The organism is Streptomyces sp. NPDC002133 (assembly GCF_040296405.1).
Classification (GTDB): Bacteria; Actinomycetota; Actinomycetes; order Streptomycetales; family Streptomycetaceae; genus Streptomyces.
Window position 1 is genome coordinate 104,372 of record NZ_JBEOXF010000005.1, and the last position, 25,410, is coordinate 129,781.

A 25,410-nucleotide genomic window follows, 5' to 3' on the forward strand; every position below is an offset into this window, starting at 1 on the left:
AGAGCTCGCCCCGCGCGCGGCGGAGCCGCGCATCGACACAGCCGCGTATCGACACGATCGGGACGGGCACGGAGGGGAAAGGCTCCGCGCAGCGGTGCCGGCGCTATGCCTCCGGCCGCGAGCGCGCCTTGAACGCCGCCTTGCGCGCGTCCTTCGCGGTCGTCCTGTCGCGGTGCAGCCGCCCCATCGCCTCCAGCACGTCCGCCGTCGCCGGATGCTCCACCCGCCACGCGGCCTCGAAGAACCCGCTGTGCCGTCCGACGAGCCCTTCCACGAGGTCCTGCAGCTCCTCCAAGTCACCCTCGGCGTCCAGCTGCGCAGCGATCGTGTCGATGGCGAGCCAGAAGATCATGGATTCCGGCGGCGCCGGCACGTCCTTTGCGCCCCGCTCCGCGAGCCACACACGCGCGAGTCCGCCGAGTTCCCGGTCGTCGAGGACGTCACGCACCGCGGGCTCGGCGTGCGCGCCGAGGAGCGACAGCGCCTGCTGGCAGTGCAGCCGCCGCAGCGGAGCGCCGCGGTCCGCACCGCGGGCGGCGCTGAGCAGGTCCCTGGCCGCGTCAGCGGGCTCGCGCCTGGCGAGCCACGCCACGGTCTCCGCGCGCGCGGCCGCCTCCGGGTAGTGGGCCACCCCGTCGAGCAGCGTGTCGGCGCCCCTGCCGACGAGGTCACCCACCGCCGGCGCGACCGCTCCGGCCTCCAGCATCCGGGCCCGTACCCCGTACAGCCCGAGCGGCGTCAGCTTCACGAGCCCGTACCGCGAGACGTCCTCGTCGTCCCCCCGCGGCGCGCCTTCCGCGCCCTCCGCGCCCTCCTCCACCATCAGGGCCTCGTCGACCGGCCGGTACTCCACCAGCCCGATCGGCTCCAGCAGCCGGAACTGGTCGTCCAGCCGCATCATCGCGTCGGACACCTGCTCGAGGACGTCGTCGGTGGGCTCCCCCATGTCGTCGGGCACGACCGCCGATGCGGCGAGGACCGGGAGCGGCACCGGGCCTTCCCCGGCCCCGCCCTTCGTGGCGGTGAGCAGGTAGAGGGTGGCGAGCACGCTCTCGAGGAACTCGGCCTCCGCGTCGGGGTTCCAGCCGAGGGCCTCGAAGTCGATCCCGCCGTCCTCGCCGACGAGTTCGGACAGGTCGTCCAGGGCGGGTGCGATGGCGTCGGCGAAGACCACGTCGAAGGCGTCCTGCCAGAGCGCGAGCACATCCTGCGGGCTGCCGCCGGTGATCAGTGACAGATTGCCGCCCGGGGTGACGGTGCCGAGCCCGGCGTCCTTGTCCCCGTCCCTGCTCTCTCCCGCCTCGTCGGGGTCGCTGACCTCGACGAGGCCCGTGTCCACGGCGACCCGCCACGCCTCGCTGGCGTCCGCCGCTCCGTCCTCGTCCGCCGGGATCCCCAATGCCTCGGCAGCTGCGGGAAGTTGCTCGTCCACGAGTTCCCCGCCCACACCGACCCTCGTCTCCTGCCCGGCCCAGCGCGCGAGGCGTACGGCCCGGGCCAACAGCGGCGTGCCCAGCGCGTCGCGCGCCAACTCCGCCTCCGAGTGCAGTCGCACCGGCGGCAGGGCGGGGCGTCCGGCGGGGCGGTCTCCTGGCATCTGGCGGCTCTCCTCGGCTTGCGCGTACCGGCTCGGGGCGGCACCCAGCGTAGACGCATTTCACCCGAAGCCTTCCGGTTCATGAACGCGTCAACCCCCGTATATCTGACAGCTCTTGACAAGTGGCACGCTCTGCCAAGAGATTGACGCGCGTAGACATGCGAACCACCCCTCACCCTCACTCCGGAGTTCTCCGATGCCTTCGATACCGAGATCTGCCGCCGTCGCATCCGTCGTGGCCATCGCCCTGGCCACCGGCCTGCTCGCCGGTTCCTCCTCGGCCGCCGCCGACGCCGACACCGCCACCGCCACGGCCGGCGTACGCATTCACGACATCCAGGGCACCACCCGCGTCAGCCCGCTCGTCGGGCAGCAGGTCACGGACGTCGAGGGCATCGTCATCGGCGTCCGTACGTACGGCTCCTCGCGCGGGTTCTGGATCCAGGACACCCAGGCGGACGCGAACCCGGCCACCAGCGAGGGCATCTTCGTCTTCACCGGATCGACCCCGACCGTCGCCGCCGGCGACGCGGTGAAGGTCTCGGGCACCGTCGGCGAGTTCGTCCCGGGCGGTCTGAGCTCCGGCAACCAGTCGCTGACCCAGATCTCCAAGCCGACCGTCACCGTGGTGTCCTCCGGCAACGCCCTGCCCCAGGCCGTGACCGTCACCGGCCGGACCGTCCCGTCGGCGTACGCGCCCGCCGGCGACCCGGCCGCCGCGAACAGCATCAACGCGCTCGCGCTCGCGCCCCGTTCGTACGCCCTGGACTACTACGAGTCGCTCGAGGGCAGCAACGTGCGCATCGGCACCTCCCGCGTCGTCGGCGCCACGGACCCGTTCGCCGAGCTGTGGGTCACGGTGAAGCCCTGGGAGAACCCGACCTGGCGCGGCGGCACGCGCTACGGCTCGTACGAGTCCCAGAACACCGGCCGGCTGCAGATCCAGTCGCTGGTCCCGCTCGCCCAGCAGCCGTTCCCGAAGGCGAACGTCGGAGACGTGCTGTCCGGGACGACAGAAGGACCGCTGGACTTCAACCAGTTCGGCGGCTACACGATCACCGCCCGCACCCTCGGCACGGTCGTGGACCGCGAGCTGGAGCGCGAGTCGACGCGCCCGCAGCGCCATGGCGAGCTGGCGATCGCCACGTACAACGTGGAGAACCTGGACCCGTCCGACCCGCAGGAGAAGTTCGACGCGCTGGCGAAGGCGGTCGTCGACAATCTCGCCTCGCCGGACATCCTCGCCCTGGAGGAGATCCAGGACAACAACGGCGCCACCAACGACGGGACGGTCGCCGCCGACCAGACGGTCGAGAAGTTCACGGACGCGATCGCGGCCGCCGGCGGCCCGGCGTACGAGTGGCGCACGGTCGACCCGGAGAACAACAAGGACGGCGGCGAGCCAGGCGGCAACATCCGCCAGGTGTTCCTCTTCAACCCCGAGCGGGTCTCCTTCACCGACCGCACGGGCGGGACCGCGACCGCCGCGACCCGTGTCGTCCAGGAGCGGGGCCGCGCAGCCCTGACCCTCTCCCCCGGCCGGATCGACCCGGCGAACACCGCTTGGGAGAGCAGCCGCAAGCCGCTCGCCGGCGAGTTCGTCTTCCGCGGCCGCACGGTCTTCGTCATCGCCAACCACTTCGGCTCGAAGGGCGGCGACGAGGGTCTGACCTCGCACCACCAGCCGCCGGTCCGCTCCTCCGAGGCCAAGCGACTCCAGCAGGCGCAGGCTGTCAACACCTTCGTCAAGGACATCCTGAAGGCGCAGCGGAGTGCCGATGTCGTGGTCCTCGGCGACATCAACGACTTCGAGTTCTCGGAGACGACGAAGGCGCTCACCGACGGCGGGGTGCTGTACCCGGCGATCAAGTCGCTGCCGCGCGGGGAGCGTTACTCCTACGTCTACCAGGGCAACAGTCAGGTCCTCGACCAGATCCTGACCAGCCCGTCGATCGACGACTTCAGCTACGACAGCGTGCACATCAACGCGGAGTTCGCCGACCAGAACAGCGACCACGACCCGCAGGTGCTGCGCTTCCGCCCGTAGGCGTCGCGCACCGTGCGCTACACGCCCGCGCTCATACCGAGTGCGGGCGTGTAGCGCGTCACGCGGCTGCCCGTGAGCCCCGGGTAGTGCTGGACGCGCTCCCACTGCTCGGTGCGCGAACCGATGCCGTCGCCGGGGGCCTCGAGCGCCTCCTGATGGACCCGGGCGCTCTCCCACTCGGCGTAGTTGACGACCCGGGTGCCGTCCGTACGGATGTGGAAGTGCGCGGCCATGCCGCCGGGGTGCGTGTACGGATCGTTCTCCAGCGCGGCGAACACGGCGTCGACCCAGTCGCGCAGACGCGCCGCGTCCGGGCCGTCGAAGTCGACCTCGACGATGACGACACAGCCCGGTACCCGCTGGTCACCCGGGGCGCGCCGGCCGCTGCGGTAGAGCTCGTAGGCGTGCGGCCCGAGCCGCTCGATGCCGGGCACGGCGGCGTCGACCTCGGCGTTCCACTCCTCCTCGACGGCGCTTCGGGTGCGCTGGAACTCCTGGAAGGCGTCGTCGCCCGCCCACTGCATGTAGTGCAGCAGGGCCTCTCCGTCGTCACTCGCGTACACGCTGTAGGACAGCAGTCCCGGATCCGGCCGGCCGCGGCGCTGCCAGGCGGCGGCCATCGCCTCGACGGCGGCCTTCGCATACATCCCGGGCCTCGGCGGAAACGGCGCCGAGCGGGCCCTGATCGAGGCCGTGCGGATCCGGGCCGACCGGCGCGGCGCCGGTCTCGGCCGGAAGCTGGTGTCCCGTGCGGTGGAGCGGGCCCGCCAACGCGGCTGCGCACTGGTCCAGTTGACGAGCAACAAGCGGCGCGCAGAGGCGCACCGCTTCTATGCGCCCCTCGGCTTCGTGCCCAGCCACGACGGGTTCAAGCTGCCGCTCTGAGCATCAGGAGCGCCGGACCGGCTTGAGGGGCGCCGGGCCGCCGGCCCACTCTTCAGTATTTCTTGCCCTTCACCCCGAGCAGAACTAAGTGGAACTTCACGGCCGGGCGACCGACACTGCGACCATGACCACACAACGCCCGCAACCCACCCGGCGCCCACGTCCCTTCGGCCGTGCCCTCTGCGCGATGATCACGCCCTTCACGGCCACGGGCGACGTGGACCTGGCCGGAGCGCAGAAGCTCGCCGCTCATCTCGTCACCGAGGGCTGTGACGGGCTCGTGCTGAACGGCACGACGGGCGAGTCCCCGACGACCACCGACGCGGAGAAGACCACGCTCGTCAGGGCGGTACGGGAGGCGGTGGGCGACCGAGCGAGCGTCGTCGCCGGGGTCGGCAGTGCGAGCACCCGGCACACCGTCGCGCTGGCCCGGGCCGCCGAGGCCGCGGGCGCAGACGGGCTGCTCGTCGTCACGCCGTACTACAGCCGGCCGCCGCAGGCCGCCGTCGAGGCGCACTTCCTCGGCGTCGCCGACGCGGTGGGCGTTCCGCTGATGCTGTACGACATCCCGGGGCGCACCGGCACCCGCATCGAACCGGAGACCATGCTGCGCCTCGCCGGGCACCCGCGGATCGTGGCCGTGAAGGACTGCGCGTACGACCTGCTCGGCAGCACGAAGGTGATCGCCGGGACCTCGCTCGCGTACTACTCGGGCTGCGAGGAGCTGAACCTACCGCTGTACGCGGTCGGCGGTGCCGGCTTCGTCAGCACGGTCGCCAACGTCGCGCCGCGCACGCTGCGTGCCGTGCTCGATGCGTTCGACGCGGGCAGTACGGCGGAGGCCGCCCGGCTCAACGGTGTGACGCTCCCGCTCGCCGAGCTGATGATGGCGTCCGGGCTGCCGGGGACGGTGACGACGAAGGCGCTGCTCGACGCACTGGGTCTGCCCGCCGGCCCGGTCCGGGAACCGCTGCAGTCCGCCGGCCCGGAAAGGGTCGGCGCGCTGGTGGCGGCGTACGAGGCGATGCGGGCGGGGCAGTAGCACCGCCCCGGACCCTGGTCAGGGCCCGCCCGGGGATCCGACGGCCGAGGCGTGCTCCAGGACGTCCTCGAGCGGGTCGTCGACCTGACCGGTCGAGACCAGCGACACCGTCGGCCCGTCGCGGGAAGCGGTGTTGGTCTCGTCCGCGAAGGCGGCCCCGGACGGCTGCCCCACGGCCATGAGCGTCAACGTTCCGGGCGCGGCCGGCCTTGTCCTCACGCCGGTCAGATGCTCCCGAGAGCGCCGGCGCCTCCTCATGCCGGCGTCGCTGGGCTCGGACCCGTGAGCGAAGACGCCCAACTCATGGCGAACCAGCGCGTCCACGTCGTGCCCGTGGTCCTGGCTCTGGCCAATCCGTCGTAGCAGCGGGACGTGTGGCTCGACCCGGCCGGTGAGGGGCACACCGGCCGCTGATCGAACCCCGCCCGAGTTGCTTCGGGACGACGGCAACGGCACCGAGGACAACCAGTCGACGGCCACTCAGCCGCTGTCGAGAGAGCGCCGGCGATTCCAGGACACGAAGAAGATCGCCGCGACCGGCCAGAACATCAAGAGGGGTACGAGACTCCCGAATTCGCCGGCGATGTAGCCGATCACAGCTGCCCCCAGGGCCAGACCCAACGTTGTCCGAGCGACGATCCACAGCTTCCGTACACCGCGGGGCCTGATGAGCTCGTGGGTCCGCCACAGGCACCACCAGGTGGCGGACAGGGCGCAGCCGGCCACGTTGAGCAATGTCAGAACCAGCGCCAGGTGCAGAGGCACTCTGCCTTGCGGGGCGTCTGGGAGGAAGCGGGTCCCACCCGTGCTCTCCCTGGTTATGGCGGTGCGGCGGCCCTGCCAGACGGTGACGGTGACGTGTTCCCCGGACCTCAGGTCCTCCAAAGTGCTGGGCGGGTTGCTCAGGCGGTACTCCCCGGCGACGGCGTCCGGTCCGTCGAGAGTGAACACCAACCCCTCCGGGTGCCCGTCCGCGACGGTGGCGTCGATGCGACGCAGGCAATTTCGGCTGGTCTCCCCGAAGCCACATTCGTGAGCGCAACGGAGGGCACGTTGGTCGGTGAGCGAGTCCGAGAACTCGTGAGCGAAGTGGCCGGCCCCGCACAGTGCCAGCACGCCGGCGATGAGGGCCAGGCAGCCGGCGGCCCTCACCGCAAGAACGAACCCGGCCGACGGTTGTGTCCCAAGTGCGGGAGAGTTGTCGTTCCGGTCGCGTCCGCGATCGGGGTCACGCGTGGACGTGTCCATCCATGCTCCCTCGGGTTCTGCTCGCCTTCTTGTAGGACGGTCGATCAGGCCCAATGGATGCACGCAAGCCGCGTGACGCCACCTCGGCCGGTCGAGGGCGTCACGGTGAACACCCTCAATCACGGGACGGAGATCACTCCGAGGGGCTCGGGTGGCGTTCAGCGCGAGAGGTCATTCTGCTTGCCGGGCACGTACGGCCAAGCCGAGGAAGCGGTGTCGGCTGAGACGTCGTCCTGGTCGGTGCAGCGGCGGTAGCGGTGAGTGCGCCGCCGATGCCGACGAAGGCGAGGGAGTGCTCGGCTTTGTGCTCGTTCCTTGCACACGAACGGGCGGCGTACACCGACGGGGTGTCGGTGTACGCCGCTCTGGGGTGGGACGAGTTGCGGGAGGTGGCCCGCGTTGTCATGGCGGTTATTTCGGGTCGTGGTTGAACTTCGAGGTCGACCAGAGGTAGCCGAGCACCGCGAGGCCCAGGCACCAGACGATGGCGAGCCATCCGTTGTGGCCGATCTCGCTGCCGAGCAGCAGGCCGCGCAGGGTTTCGATGGCGGGCGTGAACGGCTGGTACTCGGCGATCGGCTGGAACCAGCCGGGCATGGAGTCGACCGGGGTGAAGGCGCTGGAGAGAAGTGGCAGCAGGATCAGGGGCATTGCATTGTTGCTGGCGGCCTCGGCGTTCGGGCTGATCAGGCCCATACCGACCGCGATCCAGGTGAGCGCCAGGGCGAAGAGCACGAGCAGTCCGAACGCCGCGAGCCACTCCAGGATGGTGGCATCGGTGGAGCGGAAGCCGATGGCCACGGCGACGGCGCCGACGAGGACCACGCTCATGATCGACTGCAGCACGCTGCCGACGACGTGCCCGACGAGCACCGAAGGGCGGTGGATCGCCATCGTGCGGAAGCGGGCGATGATGCCCTCGGTCATGTCGTTGGAGACGGAGACCGCGGTGCCGACCACGGTGCTGCCGATGGTCATCAGCAGCAAGCCCGGGACGACATACGCGATGTATGCGGAGCGGTCCGGACCACCGCCGCCGATGCCCGAACTCATCGTGTCGCCGAAGATGTAGACGAAGAGCAGCAGCAGCATGATCGGGGTGAGCAGCAGGTTCAGGGTGAGGGACGGGTAGCGCCGGGCGTGCAGGAGGTTGCGGCGCAGCATCGTGTTCGAGTCGCGTACGGCGAGGGAGAGGGCGCTCATCGGACAGCCTCCTGGGACTGGGTGGGCTGGTTGGGCACGCTGGAGGTGGTCAGGGCGAAGAAGACGTCGTCGAGGTCGGGGGTGTGCACGGTCAGTTCGTCGGCCTCGATGCCGGCCGAGTCCAGCCGGTTGAGGATGGAGCGCAGCTCGCGCTGGCTGCCGCCCGAGGGGATCTGCAGGGCGAGGGATTCGTCGTCCCGGGCGACCTCGTGCAGGGCGACGGCGGCGGACTGGTACGCGGCCGGGTCGGAGAAACGGAGCCGGACGTGTCCGCCGGGGATGAGCCGCTTGAGCTCCTCGGCGCTCCCCTCGGCGGCGATCTTGCCGTCGTGGAGCACGGCGATACGGTCCGCGAGTTGGTCGGCCTCCTCCAGGTACTGGGTGGTGAGGAAGACGGTGACGCCGCCCGTGACGAGCTCGCGGATGATCTGCCACATGTTGTGGCGGGAGCGCGGGTCGAGGCCGGTGGTCGGCTCGTCGAGGAAGATGATGCGGGGGTTGCCGACCAGGGTCATGGCGATGTCGAGGCGGCGCTTCATGCCGCCGGAGTAGGTGGAGGCGGGCCTCGATGCCGCCTCCACCAGGTCGAAGCGCTCGAGGAGTTCGGCGGCGGTGCGGTGGCCCTCGCTGCGGGAGAGGTGGTGCAGGTCCGCCATGAGGAGCATGTTCTCCTCGCCGGTGATCAGGTTGTCGACGGCGGAGAACTGTCCGGTGACGCCGATCGCGGCGCGCACCGCCTGGGGGTCGGTGGCCAGGTCGTGTCCGCCGATGCGGATCCCGCCGGAGGCGGGGTCGGGGGAAATGAGGGTGGAGAGGATCTTCACGGCGGTGGTCTTGCCGGCGCCGTTCGGGCCGAGCAGGGAGAAGACCGTTCCTTCCGGGACGGCCAGGTCGACGCCGTCGAGCACGACCTTGTCGCCGTAGGACTTGCGCAGCCCGTTCGCCGCGATGGCCAAGCTGGTCATGAGGGGTGCTCCTTTGGAGGCTGCGGGTCAGAGGCTGCGGGCAGTGATGTCGCCGTGGGAGGTGGTGGCGCGGATGTCGAGTTCGGCGGTGCCATCGTTCTTGAGGGCGTTGCTGACGCGGCCGTAGTCGGTGCCCGCGTCCAGAGCGGCCGAGACACCGGCGGCGGCGGCGATGGAAATGTCGCCGGACTGGGTGCGGAGCACGACCGTGCCGCGCACGGCCTCGGCGATCCGGATGTCGCCCCTTGCGGTGCTGATCTCCGCGGGGCCGCCGAGGCGGCCGACCTCGACGTCGCCGTCGATCGCAGTGAGGCGGACGCTCGCGGCCTCGTCGATCTTGATCCGGCGGTACGCGCCTTCGAAGGCGACGTCGCCGAGCCGTCCGACGCCCCGGAATTCGGCGCTGGCCGCCTTGCCCTCGATGCGGGAGCCGGCGGGCAGCCGGACGGTCACCTCCACGGATCCGAGGGGCCGAAAAGCTGGTTCTTCGCCGCTCGGGCCTCGATCCGCAGGACTCCGTCGCCGTATTCGACCGTGGTCTGCTCCGCCGCCTTCACATCGCGGCTCTTCGAGGGGTCCGCGGGCAGGACCTCGACCGTGGTGTCGGCCCGGTCGGCGGCGATGAACTGCACGCGTCCCGCGGGGATGTCGAGGACGGCCGAGACCGGGGCGGGGGTGTCGAACTTCTGCATCGTGCTCTCCTTCTTCTGCATCGTGCGCTCCTTCGGCACGTTGTTTCCGATGACGGAAAAGCTACGTTGCATTCACAGATCCGGCAACAGACTCGTTGCGCATGATTGGCATCGTTGCAGGTAAAGACCGGGAAATCGTTGCAATGATTTTCAATCTAACGCAACACCCCTGCCCCTGCGCGTTGCAATGGATTCGGGGTGAACGCTATACTGGAGACGCCACGAACCATGAAGGAGGCCGCGATGCCGGGAGGCAGGCTCACCCAGCAGGAACGCCAGCAGATCGCGCTGGGACTGGCCGACGGCCTCGCCTACGCGGAGATCGCCCGACGCCTCGACCGCCCGACCTCGACCATCACGCGCGAGGTCATGCGCAACGGCGGCCCCACCACCTACCGCGCCGACCTCGCCCACCGCGCCACCGAACGCCGCGCCCACCGGCGCAGGCAGGCCGCGCCCCGAGGGCCGCAGGAGGCGCCCCCGCAGGCCCACGGACGCGACGCCGAGGCCGTGCGCGAGTACGAGGAGACGTTCACCACCGTCCTCATGCAATCAGGCGCGCCCAAGATGATGTCCCGGGTGCTGGCCTGCCTCTACACCACCGACGCCGGCAGCCTCACCGCGTCCGAACTCGTCCAGCGCCTCCAGGTCAGCCCCGCGTCCATCTCCAAAGCGATCGCGTTCCTCGAGAGTCAGGGCCTCGTCCGCCGGGAACGCGATGAACACCGCCGCGAGCGCTACTTCGCCGACGAAGACGTCTGGTACCAATCGATGATCGCCAGCGCCCGGTCCACCGCCCAGATCGTCGAGACCGCACGGCAGGGCGTCGGCATCCTCGGCCCCGGCACCCCGGCCGCCGCCCGCCTCGAGAACATCGCCCGCTTCCTCGACTTCGTCTCCGAGAGCATCACCCGCGCCGCGGACCAGGCCCGCGAAGTCCTCCACACGAAACCCGAAACGACCTCGGGCAGCACTGGCGAGCCACGTTCAGATCGCTGATGGACAGCCGTCTTGATGGTCACAGCCATGGGACGAGGCCGGCTGTGTTCTCGGGGAAACCCATGGGTTTGCTCGACGGCTCCTGCGCAGACCAGGCAGGCGGAGATGGGGCTCAAGCCGGTGTCTTGATCGGCCGTAGCTTGTTGTCCGGGCACGGGGACGGTTGAGCGGCTGGTACCGGACAGGCTGTGGGAGATCTCAGCTCCCGCCGGCACTGCTTCCTGGTGCGGGAGGGCGAGCCACGACTCCCCCGTCAGCATGGCCGTCTGCAGCTGATCGAGGGACCAGAACTCAAGTATCTGATCGAGGAGCATCTCGGCAAGGACGTGATCCCAGGTCCGGTTCCCCCGCAGCGCCGTACAGGATGACGCCAACAGGCCTTGCCGCGGCGGTCCGAGAGCGGACGCGCTGCTGAAGCCCAATGACTGACTGTCGTGCCACTACCGCGCCAGAACGACCGGTCAGCGGCGGTCGCTGAAGGACGTGGCGGGGCCGGTATGCGTACCGTGGCCGGCCGGGCCCAGGCCCGATGAGCCCACGAACGCCTCGGAAATCGCTGCCGGGCTGACAAGGCAGGCGTCTCCCCCAATGCACGAGCGCCCTTCCGGCCGGCCCGGGGCCGTGGAAGGGCGCTCGACGATGACCGGCGCCGACAACTGCCGTCGGTGCAGCAGCAGGTCACAGCACTGCTCGATGAGGCGGCCGCAGGTCGCGGCCGCCGGGGTGGTCAGTTGTGGCTGTGCAGAACCTCGTTCAGCCCACCCCACACCGCGTTGTTCGGGCGGGCCTCGACGGCGCCGGTCACCGAGTTGCGGCGGAAGAGGATGTTGGACGCGCCGGAGAGTTCACGGGCCTTGACGATCTGGCCGTCGGGCAGCGTGACGCGGGTGCCTGCGGTGACGTACAGACCGGCCTCGACGACGCACTCGTCGCCGAGTGCGATGCCGACGCCCGCCTCGGCGCCGACCAGGCAGCGCTCGCCGATGGAGATGACGACGTTGCCGCCGCCGGAGAGCGTGCCCATGGTGGAGGCGCCCCCGCCGATGTCGGAGCCGTTGCCGACGACGACGCCCGCGGAGATGCGGCCCTCGACCATGGAGGTGCCCAGCGTGCCGGCGTTGAAGTTGACGAAGCCCTCGTGCATCACGGTGGTGCCCTCGGCGAGGTGCGCGCCGAGCCGGACGCGGTCCGCGTCGGCGATCCGGACGCCCTTGGGGGCGACGTAGTCCGTCATCCGCGGGAACTTGTCGATCGAGGTCACCTGCAGGTGCAGGCCCTCGGCACGGGCATTCAGGCGCACCGTCTCGACGTCGTCGACCGCGACCGGGCCGAGCGAGGTCCAGGCGACGTTGGAGAGCAGCCCGAAGAGACCGTCGAGGCTCTGGCCGTGGGGCCTGACCAGGCGGTGCGAGAGCAGGTGCAGGCGCAGGTAGGCGTCGTGCGCGTCCAGCGGCTTGTCGTCGAGCGAGGCGATGACCGTACGGACGGCGACGACCTCGACCCTGCGCCGGGCGTCCACACCGACGGCCTTGGCGGCGCCCTCACCGAGCAGGTTCACGGCCTGGTCGGGGGTGAGGCGCTCGGTGCCGGCGGGACCGGGCTCGGCGGAGAGCCCGGGGGCGGGGAACCAGGTGTCGAGCACGGTGCCGTCGCCGGCGATGGTGGCAAGGCCGGCGGCGACGGCGCCGGTGGTGCGAGGAGCAGTGGTGTCGGTCATGAGGAGAACCTAACCGGCGAGGACGCGCACGGGCGAACCGGTCTCATGTGCAGGGCCGCGGACCGCCGGACCCCCGCCCCCGGACACCCACCCCCCGGGCCCCGGACCGCCGACCACCGGCCCCACACCGGGACCGCCTCCGTCAGCTCAGCACCCGCCGCAGCATCTCGCGCGCGTACTCCTCGTCGTACGCCGCGTCCGTCAGCAGTACCTGCAGGCAGATGCCGTCCATCAGCGCGACCACCGCCCGTGCCGTGACCGGGTCCGCCCTGCGGGAGAGGGCCTCGACGACGCCGTCGGTCCACTCCGCCGCGACCGGACGCAGGGCGGGACGGCGCAGGGCTGCCAGATAGAGCTCGTACTCGAGCTCCACACCTGTGCGTTCGCCGCCGAGCCACTCCCCCATCAGCCGGGCGAGCTCCTCGGCGAGATCGGCGTCCGGGTCGCCGAGGGCGCCGCTCTCCCGAAGGGTCCTGCCCAGGCCCTCGTTCGCCTGCCGGAGCGCGGCGACGAGCAGCTCGTCCAGGGAGGCGAAGTGGTACGTCGTCGAGCCGAGCGGCACATCGGCCTCGGCAGCGACGGACCGATGGCTGAGCCCTGCGATGCCGGTGCGGCCGACCACGCGGATCGCGGCGTCGATGATGCGCTGGCGCCGCTCGGGGTCGTACCTGCGTGCGCGCCCCATCAGTGCGCCCCGCCGAGGTTGAGAACGACGACTCCCAGGATGACGAGTGCGATGCCCGCGACCTTCACGAGGCTCGTGGACTCGTTCATGAAGACCATGCCGATCGCGGCCACGGCGGCGGTGCCGACGCCGGCCCAGATCGCGTAGGCCGTGCCGACCGAGAGCGTCTTCAGCGTCTGCGCGAGCAGGCTGAAGGCCAGCACATAGCCCACCACCGTGATCAGTGAAGGCCACAGCCTGGTGAAGCCCTCGCTGTACTTCATGGCCGTGGTGCCGGCCACCTCCGCCGCGATCGCAGCGGCCAGCAGTCCGTATCCCATGCGTACGAGTGTACACAACGATGTGTACGACCGTACACAGCACCTGCATGTCGTGGGCATGCCCCTGCCCGCTACCGTGTTCCGGTCAGACGGGGACGAGAACAGGACAGGCGGGGAGCGGGAAATGTCGGACAACGTGGGGTGGGGACCGTACGGCAGTCCGTACGGGGGCGTGCCCGGAGGGCCCGCAGCACCGGGCTGGGGTGGCTGGGGGCCGCCACCGTCGCCGAAGCCGGGAGTGATCCCGCTGCGACCGCTCACCGTCGGAGACATCCTGAGCGGCGCTTTCGCAACGGTCGGGGGCTACAAGAAGGTCGTCATCGGCATACCGGCAGCCGTCTTCGGGGCCTACACACTGGTCATGGTCGGCGCCCTCCTCATCGCCTTCTCCGCCGTCAGCGACACGTTCTACGAGCTGATCGATCTCCCCGACGGCCAGGACCCTGACTGGGACCGGATACAGCCGCTCGTCGTCGCCTTCGGGTCCATCGGGCTCGTCGCCATGATCGGCTACCTCCTGGCCATCGCGCTCGTGCAGGCGAGCATGCTCGCCGTCCTCCAGGACGCGGTCCTGGGGCGCCCGGCCGGCTTCGGCTCCGTCTGGCGGCAGGCCATGCCCCGAGTGCCTGCCGTGATCGGCACCACCCTGCTCAGCGGGCTGATCGCCATGGTCCCGGTCGCCCTGGCCACGGCCGGCTTCGCGACCGCGATGATCGGTGCGTCGCTGCTCGCCTCCGGCGAGTACGGCGACGCGGAGGCGGGCGCCCTCGTGGGGTTCGGCGTGCTCGGCGCCCTGGTGACCGCCGTGCCGGCGGTCTGGCTCTGGGTGAAGTTCAGCCTCGCCCCCGCGGCCGTGGTGTTCGAGAAGCAGGGCCCCATCCAGGCGATGCGCCGCTCCTCGGAGCTGGTGCGCGGCCGATGGTGGCCGGTCTTCGGCATCTCTCTGCTGGTCTATGTGATCGCCGGGGTCATCGCCTACGTCATCCAGCAGGCGATCACCATGATCGGGTTCATCCCCGCCATAGCGGGCGCGGCGAGCCTCGGTTCCGAGCCGGAGCTGTCGGAGCTGCTGTCGGCCTTCGCCCTCTACATCGTGGCCGCCCTCGTGGCCCAGCTGATCGGGTACGTCATCCAGACCACCTTCCCGCCCCTGGCGACCGGCCTGCTCTACGTCGACCAGCGCATCCGCAAGGAGAACCTGGCCCCGGTCCTGGCCGAGGCGGCGGGTATGCCCGCACCGCCGGGTCCGCCCGGTGGCCCGGTCCCGCCCGCACCGCCGGGTGGTCCGATCCCGGACGACGCCGGTGGCCCTGTCCCGCCCGCACCCGGTGGCCCGGTGCCGCCCGTCAGTCCGTGAGCGATTTCTTCGGCCGCAGCACGCAGAACTCGTTGCCCTCGGGATCGGCGAGCACCACCCAGCTGACCTCGTCCTCCTGCCCGACATCGGCCCGCCGGGCCCCGAGCGCGAGGATCCTCTCGACCTCGGCGGCCTGATCGTCGGGCGTGAGATCGATGTGCAGCCGGTTCTTGACCGTCTTCTTCTCGTGCACGGGTACGAAGCACATGCCCGGCATCGCAAACTCATCGGCACCGATGACGACTTCGTCCTCGTCCTCGAAGAGCACCTGCCAGTCCAGCACCTGACACCAGAACCGGGCCAGGGCGGACAGATCGTGGGCGTCGACGACGAGGTGGTACATGCGAACGGCCATGCCCGCCAGTCTGCCTGGCGGGCATGGCCGTTGACGCAACCCGACGCGTGTCGGACGCGAGTCAGACGTTGAAGCCGAGCGCGCGCAGCTGCTCACGCCCGTCGTCAGTGATCTTGTCCGGACCCCACGGCGGCATCCAGACCCAGTTGATCTTCAGCTCATTGACGATGCCGTCCGTCGCCGACTTCGCCTGGTCCTCGATCACATCGGTCAGCGGGCAGGCCGCGGACGTCAGCGTCATGTCCAGCGTGGCGACGTTGGAGTCGTCGATGTGGATGCCGTAGATCAGCCCGAGGTTGACCACGTCGATGCCCAGCTCGGGATCGACGACGTCGTACAGCGCCTCGCGGATCTCCTCCTCGGAGGCCGGCTTCGTCGTGACTTCGGCGTTCTCACTCATGCGGTCTTCCCTTCGGACAGCGCCTGGGCCGTCGCGTCCTTCCATGCCATCCAGCTCAGGAGGGCGCACTTCACGCGCGCCGGGTACTTCGAGACACCGGCGAACGCGACCGCGTCCTCCAGCACCTCCTCCATCGCGTCGTCCGGCTCGATCTGGCCCTTGGACTGCATCAGTTCAAGGAACGTTGCCTGGATCTTCTGCGCCTCGGCGAGCTCCTTGCCGACGAGCAGCTCGTTCAGCACGGAGGCGGAGGCCTGGCTGATGGAGCAGCCCTGGCCCTCGTACGAGACGTCCGAGATGAGCGTGCCGTCGTACCTCACGCGCAGGGTGATCTCGTCGCCACAGGTGGGGTTGACGTGGTGCACCTCGGCGTCACCGTCACGCAAGCCCCGCCCGTGGGGGTGCTTGTAGTGGTCCAGGATGACGTCCTGGTACATCGAATCCAGCTTCACGCGTCAGTCCTCACGGTAGGCGCCCTCATCCGAAGAAGTTGCGAACATGCTCCAGTCCGTCGACCAGGGCGTCCACCTCGGCCGGCGTGGAGTACAGATAGAACGACGCCCGCGTGGTCGCAGGAATTCCGTACCGGAGGCACACGGGCCGCGCGCAGTGGTGGCCGACGCGGACCGCGATGCCCTGCTCGTCGAGGACCTGGCCCACGTCGTGCGGGTGGATGTCGCCGAGCACGAAGGAGATCGCCGCGCCGCGGTCCTCGGCCGTGACCGGGCCGATGATGCGAAGGTCGGGGACTTCCTGGAGGCGGCGGACCGCGTACTCGGTGATCGCGTGCTCATGCTGCGCGATCTTGTCCATGCCGATCGCGGTGAGGTAGTCCACGGCCGCACCGAGGCCGACGGCCTGGGCGATCGGGGGCGTACCCGCCTCGAACTTGTGCGGGGCCGGGGCGTACGTCGACGAGTGCATCGAGACGGTCTCGATCATCTCGCCGCCGCCCAGGAACGGCGGGAGGTCCTCCAGCAGCTCCTGGCGGCCCCACAGAACGCCGATACCGGTCGGGCCGCACATCTTGTGACCGGTGAAGGCCACGAAGTCGGCGCCCAGGGCCTGGACGTCGAGCGGCATGTGCGGGGCGGCCTGCGAGGCGTCGACGAGGACGAGCGCACCGACGTCCTGCGCCCGGCGGACGATCTGGTCGACCGGGTTGATCGTGCCCAGGATGTTGGAGACCAGCGTGAAGGAGACGATCTTCGTCTTCTCGGTGATGATCTCTTCGATGTTGGAGAGGTCGAGACGGCCGTCGTCGGTGAGACCGAACCACTTCAGCTTCGCGCCGGTGCGCTGCGCCAGCAGCTGCCACGGAACGATGTTGGAGTGGTGCTCCATCTCCGTGATGACTATCTCGGTCTCACGGTCCACGCGGTAGGGCTCGTCGGCCCAGCCCAGCATGTTGGCGACGAGATTGAGCGACTCCGACGCGTTCTTGGTGAAGATCACCTCGTCGCGGCTCGGCGCGTTGATGAAGGCGGCAACCTTGTCACGGGCGCCTTCGTACTCCGCCGTGGCCTCCTCGGCAAGCACGTGCACGCCGCGGTGGACGTTGGCGTTGTACCGCTCGTAGTAGGTGTTGAGGACATCGAGGACCTGACGCGGTTTCTGCGAGGTCGCCGCATTGTCCAGGTACACGAGCTTCTTACCGTCGTGGACCAGACGGTCCAGGATGGGGAAGTCCTTGCGGATCGCCTCGGTGTCGAGGAGGCCCGGCAGCTGTGTCACGCGGATACGCCACCCTTCGTGTACGCCTCGTAGCCCTCGGCCTCGAGCTTGTCGGCGAGCTCCGGGCCGCCGGACTCGGCGATCCGTCCGTTCGCGAAGACGTGGACGAAGTCGGGCTTGATGTAGCGGAGGATCCGCGTGTAGTGCGTGATCAGCATGGTGCCGACCTCGCCGCTCTCGCGGACCCGGTTGACGCCCTCGGAGACGACGCGCAGCGCGTCGACGTCGAGGCCGGAGTCGGTCTCGTCGAGGATTGCGATCTTCGGCTTGAGCAGCTCCAGCTGGAGGATCTCGTGGCGCTTCTTCTCACCGCCGGAGAAGCCCTCGTTGACGTTGCGCTCGGCGAAGGACGGGTCCATGGACAGACGCTCCATGGTCTCCTTGACCTCCTTCACCCAGGTGCGCAGCTTGGGGGCCTCGCCGCGGATGGCGGTGGCGGAGGTGCGCAGGAAGTTGGAGACCGAGACACCGGGGACCTCGACCGGGTACTGCATGGCGAGGAAGAGGCCGGCGCGGGCGCGCTCGTCGACGGACATCTCCAGGACGTCCTCGCCGTCCAGGGTCACGGTGCCACTGGTGATCGTGTACTTGGGGTGGCCCGCGAGGGAGTAGGCGAGGGTCGACTTGCCGGAGCCGTTGGGGCCCATGATGGCGTGGGTCTCGCCCTGCTTCACGGTCAGGTCGACGCCCTTGAGGATCTCCTTGGTGGCGTGGTCGGCCTCGACGGAGACGCGCAGGTCGCGGATTTCAAGCGTTGCCATGGGGACTTCAGTTCTCCTGGGTGACGGAGACGAGCACATCGTCCCCTTCGATCTTTACGGGGTACACGGGGACGGGGCGCGTCGCGGGAAGGCCGGACGGCTTGCCGGTACGGAGGTCGAAGCTGGAGCCGTGCAGCCAGCACTCGATCTGACAGTCCTCGACCTCGCCCTCGGAGAGGGAGACGTTCGCGTGCGAGCAGATGTCGTGGATCGCGAACACCTCGCCCTCGGTCTGGACGATGGAGACGGGCGTGCCGTCGAGTTCCACCCGTTTCGGGGTGTCCTCCTCCAGCTCGCTCAGCCCACAGGCTCGGACGAAGGCCATCAGACGGATGCCTCCAGCTCGGCCTCGATCTTGGCGATGAGGCGCTCCTCGAGGTCCGGCAGGCCGATCTGCTGGACCAGCTCGGCGAAGAAGCCGCGCACGACCAGGCGGCGCGCCTCCTTCTCCGGGAGACCGCGGGCCATCAGGTAGAAGAGCTGCTCGTCGTCGAAGCGGCCGGTGGCGGAGGCGTGGCCGGCGCCGACGATCTCACCGGTCTCGATCTCCAGGTTCGGCACGGAGTCGACGCGGGCGCCGTCCGTCAGGACCAGGTTGCGGTTGAGCTCGTAGGTGTCGGTGCCCTCGGCCGCGGCCTCGATCAGCACGTCACCGATCCACACGGCGTGTGCCGCGTCGCCCTGGAGCGCGCCCTTGTAGGCGACGTTGGAGCGGCAGTGCGGCATGTTGTGGTCGACCAGGAGGCGGTGCTCCTGGTGCTGGCCGGCGTCGGTGAAGTACAGACCCAAGAGCTCGGCCTCGCCACCGGTGCCCGCGTACTCCACGCGCGGGTGGAGACGGATCACGTCGCCGCCGAAGGTGACGACGACCGACTTGAACGAGGCGTCCCGGCCCACCAGCGCGTTGTGCTGGGCCACGTGGACGGCCTTGTCGTCCCAGTCCTGCACGGACACGACGGTCAGCTTCGCGCCGTCGCCGAGCACGTAGTCGACGTTGGCGGCGAGCACCGCGTCACCCGTGTGGTCGATGACGACGACGGCCTCGGCGAAGGCACCCAGCTCGACCAGCTGGTGGCCGAAGGCGGTCCCGCCCTCGCCGTGCACGGCGATCCGGATCGGCTCGGTGAGCACGGTCTCCTTCGGGACGGAGACGACCGAGGCCTTCTCGAAGGAGGTGTAGGCCTGGGCCGCGACCCGGTCGACGGGCGTGCCGGCCTTGCCGAGCCGCGCGTCGTCACGGCCGACGGTCTCCACGGTCACGCCCTCGGGAGCGTTCACCTCGACGCGGACACCCTCACCGGTCGCGACCGCGGTGCCGTCGTGCAGCCCGCGCAGCCGCTCCAGCGGCGTGAACCGCCACTCCTCCTCGCGTCCGTGCGGGACCGGGAAGTCCGCCACGTCGAAGGACGGTGGGGCGCTCATGCGGGTGGCGACGGTGGACTCGGCGGCCACCGCGATCGACCCGGCGGTGGTGGAACCCGCCGGAATGTTCTGAGCCTCAGCCATGGCTGTCGTTGTGCTCGCTTTCTCAGTCAAAGAGTCTGGCGCTGTGGAGTACGGCGGCGTCAGCCGACCGCGCCCTCCATCTGCAGCTCGATCAGCCGGTTGAGCTCCAGGGCGTACTCCATGGGCAGCTCCTTGGCGATCGGCTCGACGAAGCCGCGCACGATCATCGCCATCGCCTCGTCCTCGGACATACCGCGCTGCATCAGGTAGAAGAGCTGGTCGTCGGAGACCTTGGAGACGGTCGCCTCGTGGCCCATGGTCACGTCGTCCTCGCGGACGTCGACGTACGGGTAGGTGTCGGAACGGGAGATGGTGTCCACCAGCAGGGCGTCGCACAGCACGTTCGACTTGGATCCGGCCGCGCCCTCACCGATCTCGATCAGGCCGCGGTAGGAGGTCCGGCCGCCGCCTCGGGCCACCGACTTGGAGGTGATGCTCGACGAGGTGTTCGGGGCCATGTGGACCATCTTGGCGCCGGCGTCCTGGTGCTGCCCCTCGCCCGCGAAGGCGATGGACAGGGTCTCGCCCTTGGCGTGCTCGCCCATCAGGTAGACGGCCGGGTACTTCATCGTGACCTTGGAGCCGATGTTGCCGTCGACCCACTCCATGGTCGCGCCCTCGTAGGCCACGGCACGCTTGGTGACCAGGTTGTAGACGTTGTTCGACCAGTTCTGGATCGTCGTGTAGCGGCAGCGGCCGCCCTTCTTGACGATGATCTCGACCACGGCGCTGTGCAGCGAGTCCGAGGAGTAGATCGGGGCCGTGCAGCCCTCCACGTAGTGGACGTACGCGTCCTCGTCGACGATGATCAGCGTCCGCTCGAACTGGCCCATGTTCTCCGTGTTGATACGGAAGTAGGCCTGCAGCGGGATCTCGACGTGGACGCCCTTCGGGACGTAGATGAACGATCCGCCGGACCACACCGCGGTGTTCAGCGACGCAAACTTGTTGTCGCCGACCGGGATGACGGTGCCGAAGTACTCCTTGAAGAGCTCCGGGTGCTCCTTCAGCGCGGTGTCGGTGTCCAGGAAGATGACGCCCTGCTCCTCCAGGTCCTCACGGATCTGGTGGTAGACGACCTCGGACTCGTACTGGGCCGCGACACCGGCGACGAGGCGCTGCTTCTCCGCCTCGGGGATGCCGAGCTTGTCGTACGTGTTCTTGATGTCCTCGGGGAGGTCCTCCCAGGACTCCGCCTGCTTCTCCGTGGAGCGCACGAAGTACTTGATGTTGTCGAAGTCGATGCCGGAGAGGTCGGAGCCCCAGGTCGGCATGGGCTTCTTGTCGAACAGCCGCAGACCCTTCAGCCGCAGCTTCAGCATCCACTCCGGCTCGTTCTTCTTACCGGAGATGTCGCGGACGACGTCCTCCGAAAGACCGCGCTTGGCAGCGGCGCCTGCGGCGTCGGAGTCGGCCCAGCCGTATTCGTACTTGCCCAGGCCCTCGAGTTCGGGGTGAGCAGTCTCCATGGGGAGAGTCATGCGGGGTTCCTCCCGGCCGTGCTTGCAGATGCTTGCGAAGTGGTCTTGTCGGTCTTGCTGGTCTCACCGGCCCGTTCGTCGGGCCTGTGTCCGGCCTTCGGGATGAAGGTCGTGCACACCCCGTCGCCGTGGGCGATGGTGGCCAGACGCTGCACATGCGTGCCGAGCAGGCGGGAGATGACCTCGGTCTCCGCCTCGCACAGCTGCGGGTACCGCTCGGCGACATGGGCGACGGGGCAGTGGTGCTGGCACAGCTGCTCGCCCACCGGTGCGTTACGCGCCGTAGCAGCGTACCCGTCGGCGGTCAACGCCCTGGCCAGGGCCTCGGTGCGCTCCTCGGGCTCCGCGGCCTCGACGGCCGTGCGGTACGCCTCGGCCTGGGCCTCCATCCGGTCCCGGGCGAACGCGGCGACGGCGGCCTCTCCGGCAGCCCCTCCGCCGGCGGCCTGCTCGATCCAGCGCAGGGCGTCGACGGCGAGCTTGTCGTAGGACTGGTCGAAGGCGTCCCGGCCGCAGTCGGTGAGCGCGAACACCTTGGCGGGCCGGCCGCGCGTGCGCGCGCCGTAGACACGCTGCTCGCGGGCGGCGACGACATCGTCGGAGACGAGTGCGTCGAGGTGACGGCGGACGGCGGCCTGGGTGAGCCCGAGGCGCCCCGCGAGGTCGGCGACGGTGGACGGCCCGTGGTCCAGGATCGACCGCGCGACCCGGTTGCGCGTGGAGCGCTCCCCGGTCGCGAGTTCCTCCTGCGGAGCCTCGCCGACGTTTTTCACAACGCCATTGTTGCGTAATTCCCGAGAGACTGACAAGCCGCGTCCCGATCACCGGACGGTGCAGTGCATCACTTAGGGAAACCTGACCTGCGGGAATGATCATTCGTGGGACGAATCCCGAGGGCTGACCGTGACACCGTCCTGCGCGGCCTGCGGCCGACCGCAGGCCCTGTGACCAGCCCCTTGTGCCCCGGGTGTCCCCCCGCGGCCGACCGTTGCCCGCCAACCGTCCGTGCAGGTGACGCCCTTCATCCGGGCGCGTCCCGGCTCACAGCAGGCCCTGCGGTACCTCGCCCTGGGGGGTGAGGTTGTCGACTGCCTGCGGGAGCGCGTCGGCGAGCCGGTCGGCGGCCTGCTCGGGGGTGACACCCGCGCGCTGTGCGACGCTGTCGAGGACCTGGTACGGAAGGGCCTGCGCGATCTCCGGGCCGCTGACGGGCTGGTTCTCGCCGGTGCCGATCCAGGACTCCACCTTCGGGGCCAGACCGCCCTCGTTCAGCTCCCTCACCAGCCCCTGGAGCGGGTTGCCTCCGCTCTGTCCGCTGTCGCCGACCTCACTGAACAGCGAGGAGAGCAGTTCGCCCGCCTCCGTGTCCGCGCCGCCGAACAGACGTTCAAGGTCGTTGTCCGCCATGGCTGTCGCCTTTCCGGTGTCCGCGGAGTCTTCCCTCACAGCGTTCCATTCCACGGGTCCACTCGCAGGTTCACCCGCCATGGCCCGGGTCCCGCCCGTCCTGGGTCTCCTCGCCCGGCGTACGGGTCACCGTGCGCCCGCGAGCGGCCGCGGCGCGTGCGAAGGCGACCGCGTCGTGCACGGCCGCCCCGCCGGTGTCGTTGTTGAAGTACGCGTGGACGTCGGCGCGGTCCGGCCAGGCGTCGGCGATGCGCCCGGCCCAGCTCGTGAGTGCCTGGCGTCCGTAGCGCGGACGCGGCTCCGCCAGGCCTCCGTGGAACCGCACGTACCCCCAGTCGGCCGTCCGCCACAGCGGCGACACCGGCCGCGAACCGCTGTCCGCCCAGCACAGCGCGGCGCCGCGGCCCTGCAGCACGTCCCGGACCTCGTCCGTCCACCACGAGTCGTGCCTGGGTTCGACGGCCACCCTGACCCGGCGGGGGAAGCAGGCGAGTGCCGCGTCCAGGACCCCGGGGTCGCACCGCAGGGTGGGCGGGAGCTGGAGCAGCACGGGCCCCAGCCGCTCGCCCAGCCCTTCCGCATGCTCCATGAGGCGGTGCACGGGCTCCTCGGGATCGTGCAGTCGCTTGATGTGCGTGAGATAGCGACTGGCCTTCACCGCCATGACGAATCCCGCGGGGGTGCGCTCGCGCCAGTCGGCGAAGGTCTTCCGCTCGGGGAGCCGGTAGAAGGCGTTGTTGTTCTCGACGGTCGAAAAGTGCCGTGCGTACTCCTCCAGCCACAGTCGCTGGGGCCGGTCCTCGGGGTAGAGCACGCCTCGCCAGTCCCGGTACTGCCACCCGGACGTGCCGATGAGCACGGTCATACGGTGAGCCTTCCCCGCGGGCCCGCATCGCCCACCCTTCGGGAGACACGGAGAAATCGGCCGGTTCGCGCCCTTGCACCCGAGACCCGCGGCTGGGGCACCTCCACGGGCTCCTTAGACTTCCCCGCATGAAGAACGAGTCCGTCGTCCAGGTGCGCGGCCTGGTCAAGCGGTACGGAACCAAGACCGCCGTCGACGGGCTCGACCTGGACGTCCGCGCCGGCACGGTGACGGCCGTCCTGGGCCCGAACGGGGCCGGGAAGACCACCACGGTCGAGACCTGCGAGGGCTACCGCCGCGCCGACTCCGGCACGGTCCGCGTCCTCGGCCTCGACCCGGTGGCCGACGCCGGACGCCTGCGGCCCCGCATCGGTGTGATGCTCCAGTCCGGCGGGGTCTACTCGGGCGCCCGCGCCGACGAGATGCTCCGCCACATGGCCGGGCTGCACGCGCACCCGCTCGACGTGGACGCCCTGATCGAGCGCCTGGGGCTCGGCTCCTGCGGCCGTACGACGTTCCGGCGGCTCTCCGGCGGACAGCAGCAGCGGCTCGCGCTGGCCATGGCCGTCGTCGGCCGCCCCGAGCTGGTCTTCCTCGACGAGCCGACCGCGGGGCTCGACCCGCAGGCCCGCCGTTCCACCTGGGACCTGGTACGCGAACTGCGCACGGACGGCGTCACCGTCGTGCTCACCACGCACTTCATGGACGAGGCCGAGGAGCTCTCCGACGACGTCGCGATCATCGACGGGGGCCGTGTCGTCGCCCAGGGCAGCCCGGAGCAGCTCTGCCGCGGCGGCGCCGAGAACACCCTGCGCTTCACGGGCCGACCGGGCCTCGATGTCGGCTCACTGCTGAAGGCGCTGCCGGACGGTACGTCCGCGGCGGAGCTGACGCCGGGCTCGTACCGGATCGCGGGCACGGTCGATCCGCAGCTGCTCGCCACCGTCACCTCCTGGTGCGCGCAGCACGGGGTGATGCCGGACGGCATCTCGGTGGAGCGGCACACCCTGGAGGACGTGTTTCTGGAACTGACCGGGAAGGAGCTGCGGTCGTGACGCGGGACGACACCGCAAACCGCCGGGGGTCCGGGGGACGTCCCCCGGGTGAGCACAGCCTGGAGCACACCGGGAAGGAGCTGCGGTCGTGACGCGGGACGACACCGCAAACCGCCGGAGATCCGGGCGACGTCCCCCCGGTGAGCACAGCCTGGAGCACACCGGGAAGGAGCTGCGGTCGTGACCGCTGAGATGACCACGGACGTGGCGTCGGGGCCTGCGGAGGCGCCTGGTACCTACGTGCCGAAGCCGGGTGCCGCACCCGTCGGGCGGATGATCGCGACGCAGGCGGCGCTGGAGACGAAGATGCTCCTGCGCAACGGTGAGCAGCTGTTGCTGACCGTGATCATCCCGTCGCTGCTGCTCGTCCTCTTCTCCACGGTCGACATCGTCGACACGGGCGCGGGCAGCGCGGTCGACTTCCTGGCCCCCGGCGTCCTCGCGCTGGCCGTGATGTCCACCGCCTTCACCGGCCAGGCCATCGCCACCGGCTTCGAGCGCCGCTACGGCGTGCTCAAGCGGCTCGCCGCCTCACCGCTGCCCCGGTGGGCGCTGATGACGGCCAAGACGCTGTCGGTCCTGGTCACCGAGGTGCTGCAGATCGTTCTGCTGACGGTGATCGCCTTGGCGCTGGGCTGGTCCCCGCAGGGCGACCCCGTCTCGGTGCTCCTGCTCCTCCTGCTCGGCACCGCGGCCTTCTCCGGCCTCGGTCTGCTCATGGCCGGGACGCTGAAGGCCGAGGCCACGCTCGCCGCCGCGAATCTGGTGTTCCTGCTCCTGCTCGTGGGCGGCGGGGTGATCGTTCCGCTGGAGAAGTTCCCGGACGCGGCGCAGTCCGTGCTCGGCCTGCTGCCGATCTCGGCGCTCTCGGACGGGCTGCGGGACGTGCTGCAGCACGGCGCCGCGATGCCGTGGGGGGACCTGGGGATCCTGGCGGGGTGGGCGGTGCTGGGACTGGGTGCGGCGGCGACGCTCTTCCGCTGGGAGTGATCCGAGGGGGCCCCGGTCCCGGTGAACCGGGGCCTGCGTGGGCGGCGGCGGGCGGCACTCAGAGCAGTGCCACGCGCACGTGTTCGCGTCGGCCGCGAA

The 25,410-nt window shown here is 70.0% G+C and carries 27 protein-coding genes and 1 pseudogene; 7 read left to right on the forward strand and 21 right to left on the reverse strand.

Translation table 11 applies throughout. From position 1 onward, the window contains the following. Positions 1–103: 103 nt before the first annotated feature. Positions 104–1,597 carry a hypothetical protein gene (locus ABT078_RS08620; RefSeq protein WP_351225274.1) on the reverse strand — a complete coding sequence of 498 codons (1,494 nt, stop codon included), beginning with the start codon at positions 1,595–1,597 and terminating at the stop codon, positions 104–106. A gap of 196 nt (positions 1,598–1,793) precedes the next feature. Here ABT078_RS08620 and ABT078_RS08625 point away from each other — a divergent pair, with 196 nt between their 5' ends. Next, positions 1,794–3,644, forward strand: coding sequence for a DUF8508 domain-containing protein (locus tag ABT078_RS08625; protein WP_351225276.1), 1,851 nt, complete (start codon positions 1,794–1,796; stop codon positions 3,642–3,644). Between the two features lie 17 nt (positions 3,645–3,661). On the opposite strand, the gene ABT078_RS08630 is transcribed toward ABT078_RS08625, so the two are convergent. Then, positions 3,662–4,291: an antibiotic biosynthesis monooxygenase gene (locus tag ABT078_RS08630; RefSeq protein WP_351225278.1), complete on the reverse strand. Its 630-nt coding sequence runs from the start codon at positions 4,289–4,291 to the stop codon at positions 3,662–3,664. Between the two features lie 46 nt (positions 4,292–4,337). On the opposite strand from ABT078_RS08630, the gene ABT078_RS08635 reads away from it, so the two are divergent. Beyond that, positions 4,338–4,529, forward strand: a complete 192-nt coding sequence (locus tag ABT078_RS08635; RefSeq protein WP_502981177.1) for a GNAT family N-acetyltransferase — start codon at positions 4,338–4,340, stop codon at positions 4,527–4,529. Positions 4,530–4,653: 124 nt separating this feature from the next. Continuing rightward, complete coding sequence (gene dapA, locus ABT078_RS08640) at positions 4,654–5,571, forward strand: 4-hydroxy-tetrahydrodipicolinate synthase (protein ID WP_351225280.1); 918 nt, start codon at positions 4,654–4,656, stop codon at positions 5,569–5,571. Between the two features lie 18 nt (positions 5,572–5,589). Here the strand turns inward: dapA and ABT078_RS08645 are convergent, their stop codons facing one another. The 5 genes and pseudogenes from ABT078_RS08645 to ABT078_RS08665 all read right to left on the reverse strand — a co-directional run bounded on the left by ABT078_RS08645 (position 5,590) and on the right by ABT078_RS08665 (position 9,679). Then, entirely contained in the window at positions 5,590–5,751 is a 162-nt protein-coding gene (locus ABT078_RS08645) for a hypothetical protein (RefSeq protein WP_351225282.1), read from the reverse strand. A 300-nt stretch (positions 5,752–6,051) separates the two neighbouring features. Beyond that, positions 6,052–6,819: a hypothetical protein gene (locus ABT078_RS08650; RefSeq protein ID WP_351225284.1), complete on the reverse strand. Its 768-nt coding sequence runs from the start codon at positions 6,817–6,819 to the stop codon at positions 6,052–6,054. 411 nt (positions 6,820–7,230) lie between these two features. After that, positions 7,231–8,022: an ABC transporter permease gene (locus ABT078_RS08655; protein ID WP_351225286.1), complete on the reverse strand. Its 792-nt coding sequence runs from the start codon at positions 8,020–8,022 to the stop codon at positions 7,231–7,233. Continuing rightward, on the reverse strand, positions 8,019–8,987 hold the full coding sequence (locus tag ABT078_RS08660; RefSeq protein WP_351225288.1) for an ATP-binding cassette domain-containing protein: 969 nt from the start codon (positions 8,985–8,987) through the stop codon (positions 8,019–8,021). Before ABT078_RS08660 ends, ABT078_RS08655 begins: the two co-directional genes overlap by 4 nt. A 27-nt stretch (positions 8,988–9,014) precedes the next feature. Next, positions 9,015–9,679 (reverse strand): annotated as a pseudogene (locus ABT078_RS08665) (DUF4097 family beta strand repeat-containing protein). Between the two features lie 243 nt (positions 9,680–9,922). On the opposite strand from ABT078_RS08665, the gene ABT078_RS08670 reads away from it, so the two are divergent. Further along, the gene (locus ABT078_RS08670; RefSeq protein ID WP_351225290.1) at positions 9,923–10,678 is read left to right on the forward strand and encodes a GbsR/MarR family transcriptional regulator; all 756 of its coding nucleotides are present in this window, start codon (positions 9,923–9,925) and stop codon (positions 10,676–10,678) included. Positions 10,679–11,405: 727 nt separating this feature from the next. Here the strand turns inward: ABT078_RS08670 and dapD are convergent. The 3 genes from dapD to ABT078_RS08685 form a co-directional block, all read right to left on the reverse strand. Continuing rightward, entirely contained in the window at positions 11,406–12,395 is a 990-nt protein-coding gene (gene dapD / locus ABT078_RS08675; RefSeq protein WP_351225292.1) for a 2,3,4,5-tetrahydropyridine-2,6-dicarboxylate N-succinyltransferase, read from the reverse strand. Positions 12,396–12,537: 142 nt separating this feature from the next. Then, positions 12,538–13,080: a TetR/AcrR family transcriptional regulator gene (locus tag ABT078_RS08680; RefSeq protein WP_351225294.1), complete on the reverse strand. Its 543-nt coding sequence runs from the start codon at positions 13,078–13,080 to the stop codon at positions 12,538–12,540. Next, positions 13,080–13,400 (reverse strand): DMT family transporter, encoded by a 321-nt coding sequence (locus ABT078_RS08685; RefSeq protein WP_351225296.1) that lies wholly within the window; start codon positions 13,398–13,400, stop codon positions 13,080–13,082. Before ABT078_RS08685 ends, ABT078_RS08680 begins: the two co-directional genes overlap by 1 nt. Positions 13,401–13,524: 124 nt before the next feature. On the opposite strand from ABT078_RS08685, the gene ABT078_RS08690 reads away from it, so the two are divergent. Further along, entirely contained in the window at positions 13,525–14,757 is a 1,233-nt protein-coding gene (locus tag ABT078_RS08690; protein WP_351225298.1) for a DUF7847 domain-containing protein, read from the forward strand. On the opposite strand, the gene ABT078_RS08695 is transcribed toward ABT078_RS08690, so the two are convergent. From ABT078_RS08695 to ABT078_RS08745, 11 genes are all read right to left on the reverse strand, one after another. Continuing rightward, positions 14,747–15,112, reverse strand: coding sequence for a VOC family protein (locus ABT078_RS08695; RefSeq protein ID WP_351225300.1), 366 nt, complete (start codon positions 15,110–15,112; stop codon positions 14,747–14,749). The genes ABT078_RS08690 and ABT078_RS08695 overlap by 11 nt on opposite strands. Before the next feature lie 61 nt (positions 15,113–15,173). Then, complete coding sequence (locus ABT078_RS08700; RefSeq protein WP_351225302.1) at positions 15,174–15,512, reverse strand: metal-sulfur cluster assembly factor; 339 nt, start codon at positions 15,510–15,512, stop codon at positions 15,174–15,176. Continuing rightward, complete coding sequence (gene sufU / locus ABT078_RS08705; RefSeq protein WP_351225304.1) at positions 15,509–15,964, reverse strand: Fe-S cluster assembly sulfur transfer protein SufU; 456 nt, start codon at positions 15,962–15,964, stop codon at positions 15,509–15,511. Before sufU ends, ABT078_RS08700 begins: the two co-directional genes overlap by 4 nt. Before the next feature lie 25 nt (positions 15,965–15,989). Further along, positions 15,990–17,246 carry a cysteine desulfurase gene (locus ABT078_RS08710; RefSeq protein ID WP_351225306.1) on the reverse strand — a complete coding sequence of 419 codons (1,257 nt, stop codon included), beginning with the start codon at positions 17,244–17,246 and terminating at the stop codon, positions 15,990–15,992. Further along, positions 17,243–18,007, reverse strand: a complete 765-nt coding sequence (sufC, locus tag ABT078_RS08715; RefSeq protein WP_351225308.1) for a Fe-S cluster assembly ATPase SufC — start codon at positions 18,005–18,007, stop codon at positions 17,243–17,245. The genes ABT078_RS08710 and sufC overlap by 4 nt, the downstream gene beginning before the upstream one ends. Before the next feature lie 7 nt (positions 18,008–18,014). Beyond that, the gene (locus tag ABT078_RS08720; protein ID WP_351225310.1) at positions 18,015–18,332 is read right to left on the reverse strand and encodes a non-heme iron oxygenase ferredoxin subunit; all 318 of its coding nucleotides are present in this window, start codon (positions 18,330–18,332) and stop codon (positions 18,015–18,017) included. Continuing rightward, positions 18,332–19,513, reverse strand: coding sequence for a Fe-S cluster assembly protein SufD (gene sufD, locus ABT078_RS08725; RefSeq protein WP_351225312.1), 1,182 nt, complete (start codon positions 19,511–19,513; stop codon positions 18,332–18,334). Before sufD ends, ABT078_RS08720 begins: the two co-directional genes overlap by 1 nt. Positions 19,514–19,572: 59 nt before the next feature. Next, the gene (gene sufB, locus ABT078_RS08730) at positions 19,573–20,994 is read right to left on the reverse strand and encodes a Fe-S cluster assembly protein SufB (protein WP_351225314.1); all 1,422 of its coding nucleotides are present in this window, start codon (positions 20,992–20,994) and stop codon (positions 19,573–19,575) included. Continuing rightward, positions 20,991–21,767 (reverse strand): helix-turn-helix transcriptional regulator, encoded by a 777-nt coding sequence (locus tag ABT078_RS08735; protein WP_351225316.1) that lies wholly within the window; start codon positions 21,765–21,767, stop codon positions 20,991–20,993. The genes sufB and ABT078_RS08735 overlap by 4 nt, the downstream gene beginning before the upstream one ends. Before the next feature lie 268 nt (positions 21,768–22,035). Then, positions 22,036–22,401 (reverse strand): YidB family protein, encoded by a 366-nt coding sequence (locus ABT078_RS08740; protein ID WP_351225318.1) that lies wholly within the window; start codon positions 22,399–22,401, stop codon positions 22,036–22,038. Between the two features lie 70 nt (positions 22,402–22,471). Further along, a complete protein-coding gene (locus ABT078_RS08745) occupies positions 22,472–23,266 on the reverse strand; it encodes a DUF72 domain-containing protein (RefSeq protein ID WP_351225320.1) in 795 nt (264 codons plus the stop codon). A 128-nt stretch (positions 23,267–23,394) separates the two neighbouring features. On the opposite strand from ABT078_RS08745, the gene ABT078_RS08750 reads away from it, so the two are divergent. Together ABT078_RS08750 and ABT078_RS08755 are read left to right on the forward strand one after the other, a co-directional pair. Further along, a complete protein-coding gene (locus ABT078_RS08750) occupies positions 23,395–24,321 on the forward strand; it encodes an ABC transporter ATP-binding protein (protein WP_351225322.1) in 927 nt (308 codons plus the stop codon). A 192-nt stretch (positions 24,322–24,513) separates the two neighbouring features. Then, positions 24,514–25,311 carry an ABC transporter permease gene (locus ABT078_RS08755; protein ID WP_351225604.1) on the forward strand — a complete coding sequence of 266 codons (798 nt, stop codon included), beginning with the start codon at positions 24,514–24,516 and terminating at the stop codon, positions 25,309–25,311. Positions 25,312–25,410: the final 99 nt, after the last annotated feature.

Bases quoted from the DNA above. Each gene is read 5' to 3' on its own strand.
- ABT078_RS08620 (WP_351225274.1), bottom strand. From the start codon at position 1,597: ATGCCAGGAGACCGCCCCGCCGGACGCCCCGCCCTGCCGCCGGTGCGA.
- dapD (WP_351225292.1), bottom strand. From the start codon at position 12,395: ATGACCGACACCACTGCTCCTCGCACCACCGGCGCCGTCGCCGCCGGC.
- dapA (WP_351225280.1), top strand. From the start codon at position 4,654: ATGACCACACAACGCCCGCAACCCACCCGGCGCCCACGTCCCTTCGGC.
- ABT078_RS08630 (WP_351225278.1), bottom strand. From the start codon at position 4,291: ATGTATGCGAAGGCCGCCGTCGAGGCGATGGCCGCCGCCTGGCAGCGC.
- ABT078_RS08690 (WP_351225298.1), top strand. From the start codon at position 13,525: ATGTCGGACAACGTGGGGTGGGGACCGTACGGCAGTCCGTACGGGGGC.
- ABT078_RS08740 (WP_351225318.1), bottom strand. From the start codon at position 22,401: ATGGCGGACAACGACCTTGAACGTCTGTTCGGCGGCGCGGACACGGAG.
- ABT078_RS08695 (WP_351225300.1), bottom strand. From the start codon at position 15,112: ATGGCCGTTCGCATGTACCACCTCGTCGTCGACGCCCACGATCTGTCC.
- ABT078_RS08755 (WP_351225604.1), top strand. From the start codon at position 24,514: ATGACCACGGACGTGGCGTCGGGGCCTGCGGAGGCGCCTGGTACCTAC.
- ABT078_RS08720 (WP_351225310.1), bottom strand. From the start codon at position 18,332: ATGGCCTTCGTCCGAGCCTGTGGGCTGAGCGAGCTGGAGGAGGACACC.
- sufD (WP_351225312.1), bottom strand. From the start codon at position 19,513: ATGGCTGAGGCTCAGAACATTCCGGCGGGTTCCACCACCGCCGGGTCG.
- ABT078_RS08670 (WP_351225290.1), top strand. From the start codon at position 9,923: ATGCCGGGAGGCAGGCTCACCCAGCAGGAACGCCAGCAGATCGCGCTG.
- ABT078_RS08645 (WP_351225282.1), bottom strand. From the start codon at position 5,751: ATGGCCGTGGGGCAGCCGTCCGGGGCCGCCTTCGCGGACGAGACCAAC.
- ABT078_RS08685 (WP_351225296.1), bottom strand. From the start codon at position 13,400: ATGGGATACGGACTGCTGGCCGCTGCGATCGCGGCGGAGGTGGCCGGC.
- sufB (WP_351225314.1), bottom strand. From the start codon at position 20,994: ATGACTCTCCCCATGGAGACTGCTCACCCCGAACTCGAGGGCCTGGGC.
- ABT078_RS08655 (WP_351225286.1), bottom strand. From the start codon at position 8,022: ATGAGCGCCCTCTCCCTCGCCGTACGCGACTCGAACACGATGCTGCGC.
- ABT078_RS08680 (WP_351225294.1), bottom strand. From the start codon at position 13,080: ATGGGGCGCGCACGCAGGTACGACCCCGAGCGGCGCCAGCGCATCATC.
- ABT078_RS08745 (WP_351225320.1), bottom strand. From the start codon at position 23,266: ATGACCGTGCTCATCGGCACGTCCGGGTGGCAGTACCGGGACTGGCGA.
- ABT078_RS08750 (WP_351225322.1), top strand. From the start codon at position 23,395: ATGAAGAACGAGTCCGTCGTCCAGGTGCGCGGCCTGGTCAAGCGGTAC.
- ABT078_RS08700 (WP_351225302.1), bottom strand. From the start codon at position 15,512: ATGAGTGAGAACGCCGAAGTCACGACGAAGCCGGCCTCCGAGGAGGAG.
- sufC (WP_351225308.1), bottom strand. From the start codon at position 18,007: ATGGCAACGCTTGAAATCCGCGACCTGCGCGTCTCCGTCGAGGCCGAC.
- ABT078_RS08625 (WP_351225276.1), top strand. From the start codon at position 1,794: ATGCCTTCGATACCGAGATCTGCCGCCGTCGCATCCGTCGTGGCCATC.
- ABT078_RS08650 (WP_351225284.1), bottom strand. From the start codon at position 6,819: ATGGACACGTCCACGCGTGACCCCGATCGCGGACGCGACCGGAACGAC.
- ABT078_RS08660 (WP_351225288.1), bottom strand. From the start codon at position 8,987: ATGACCAGCTTGGCCATCGCGGCGAACGGGCTGCGCAAGTCCTACGGC.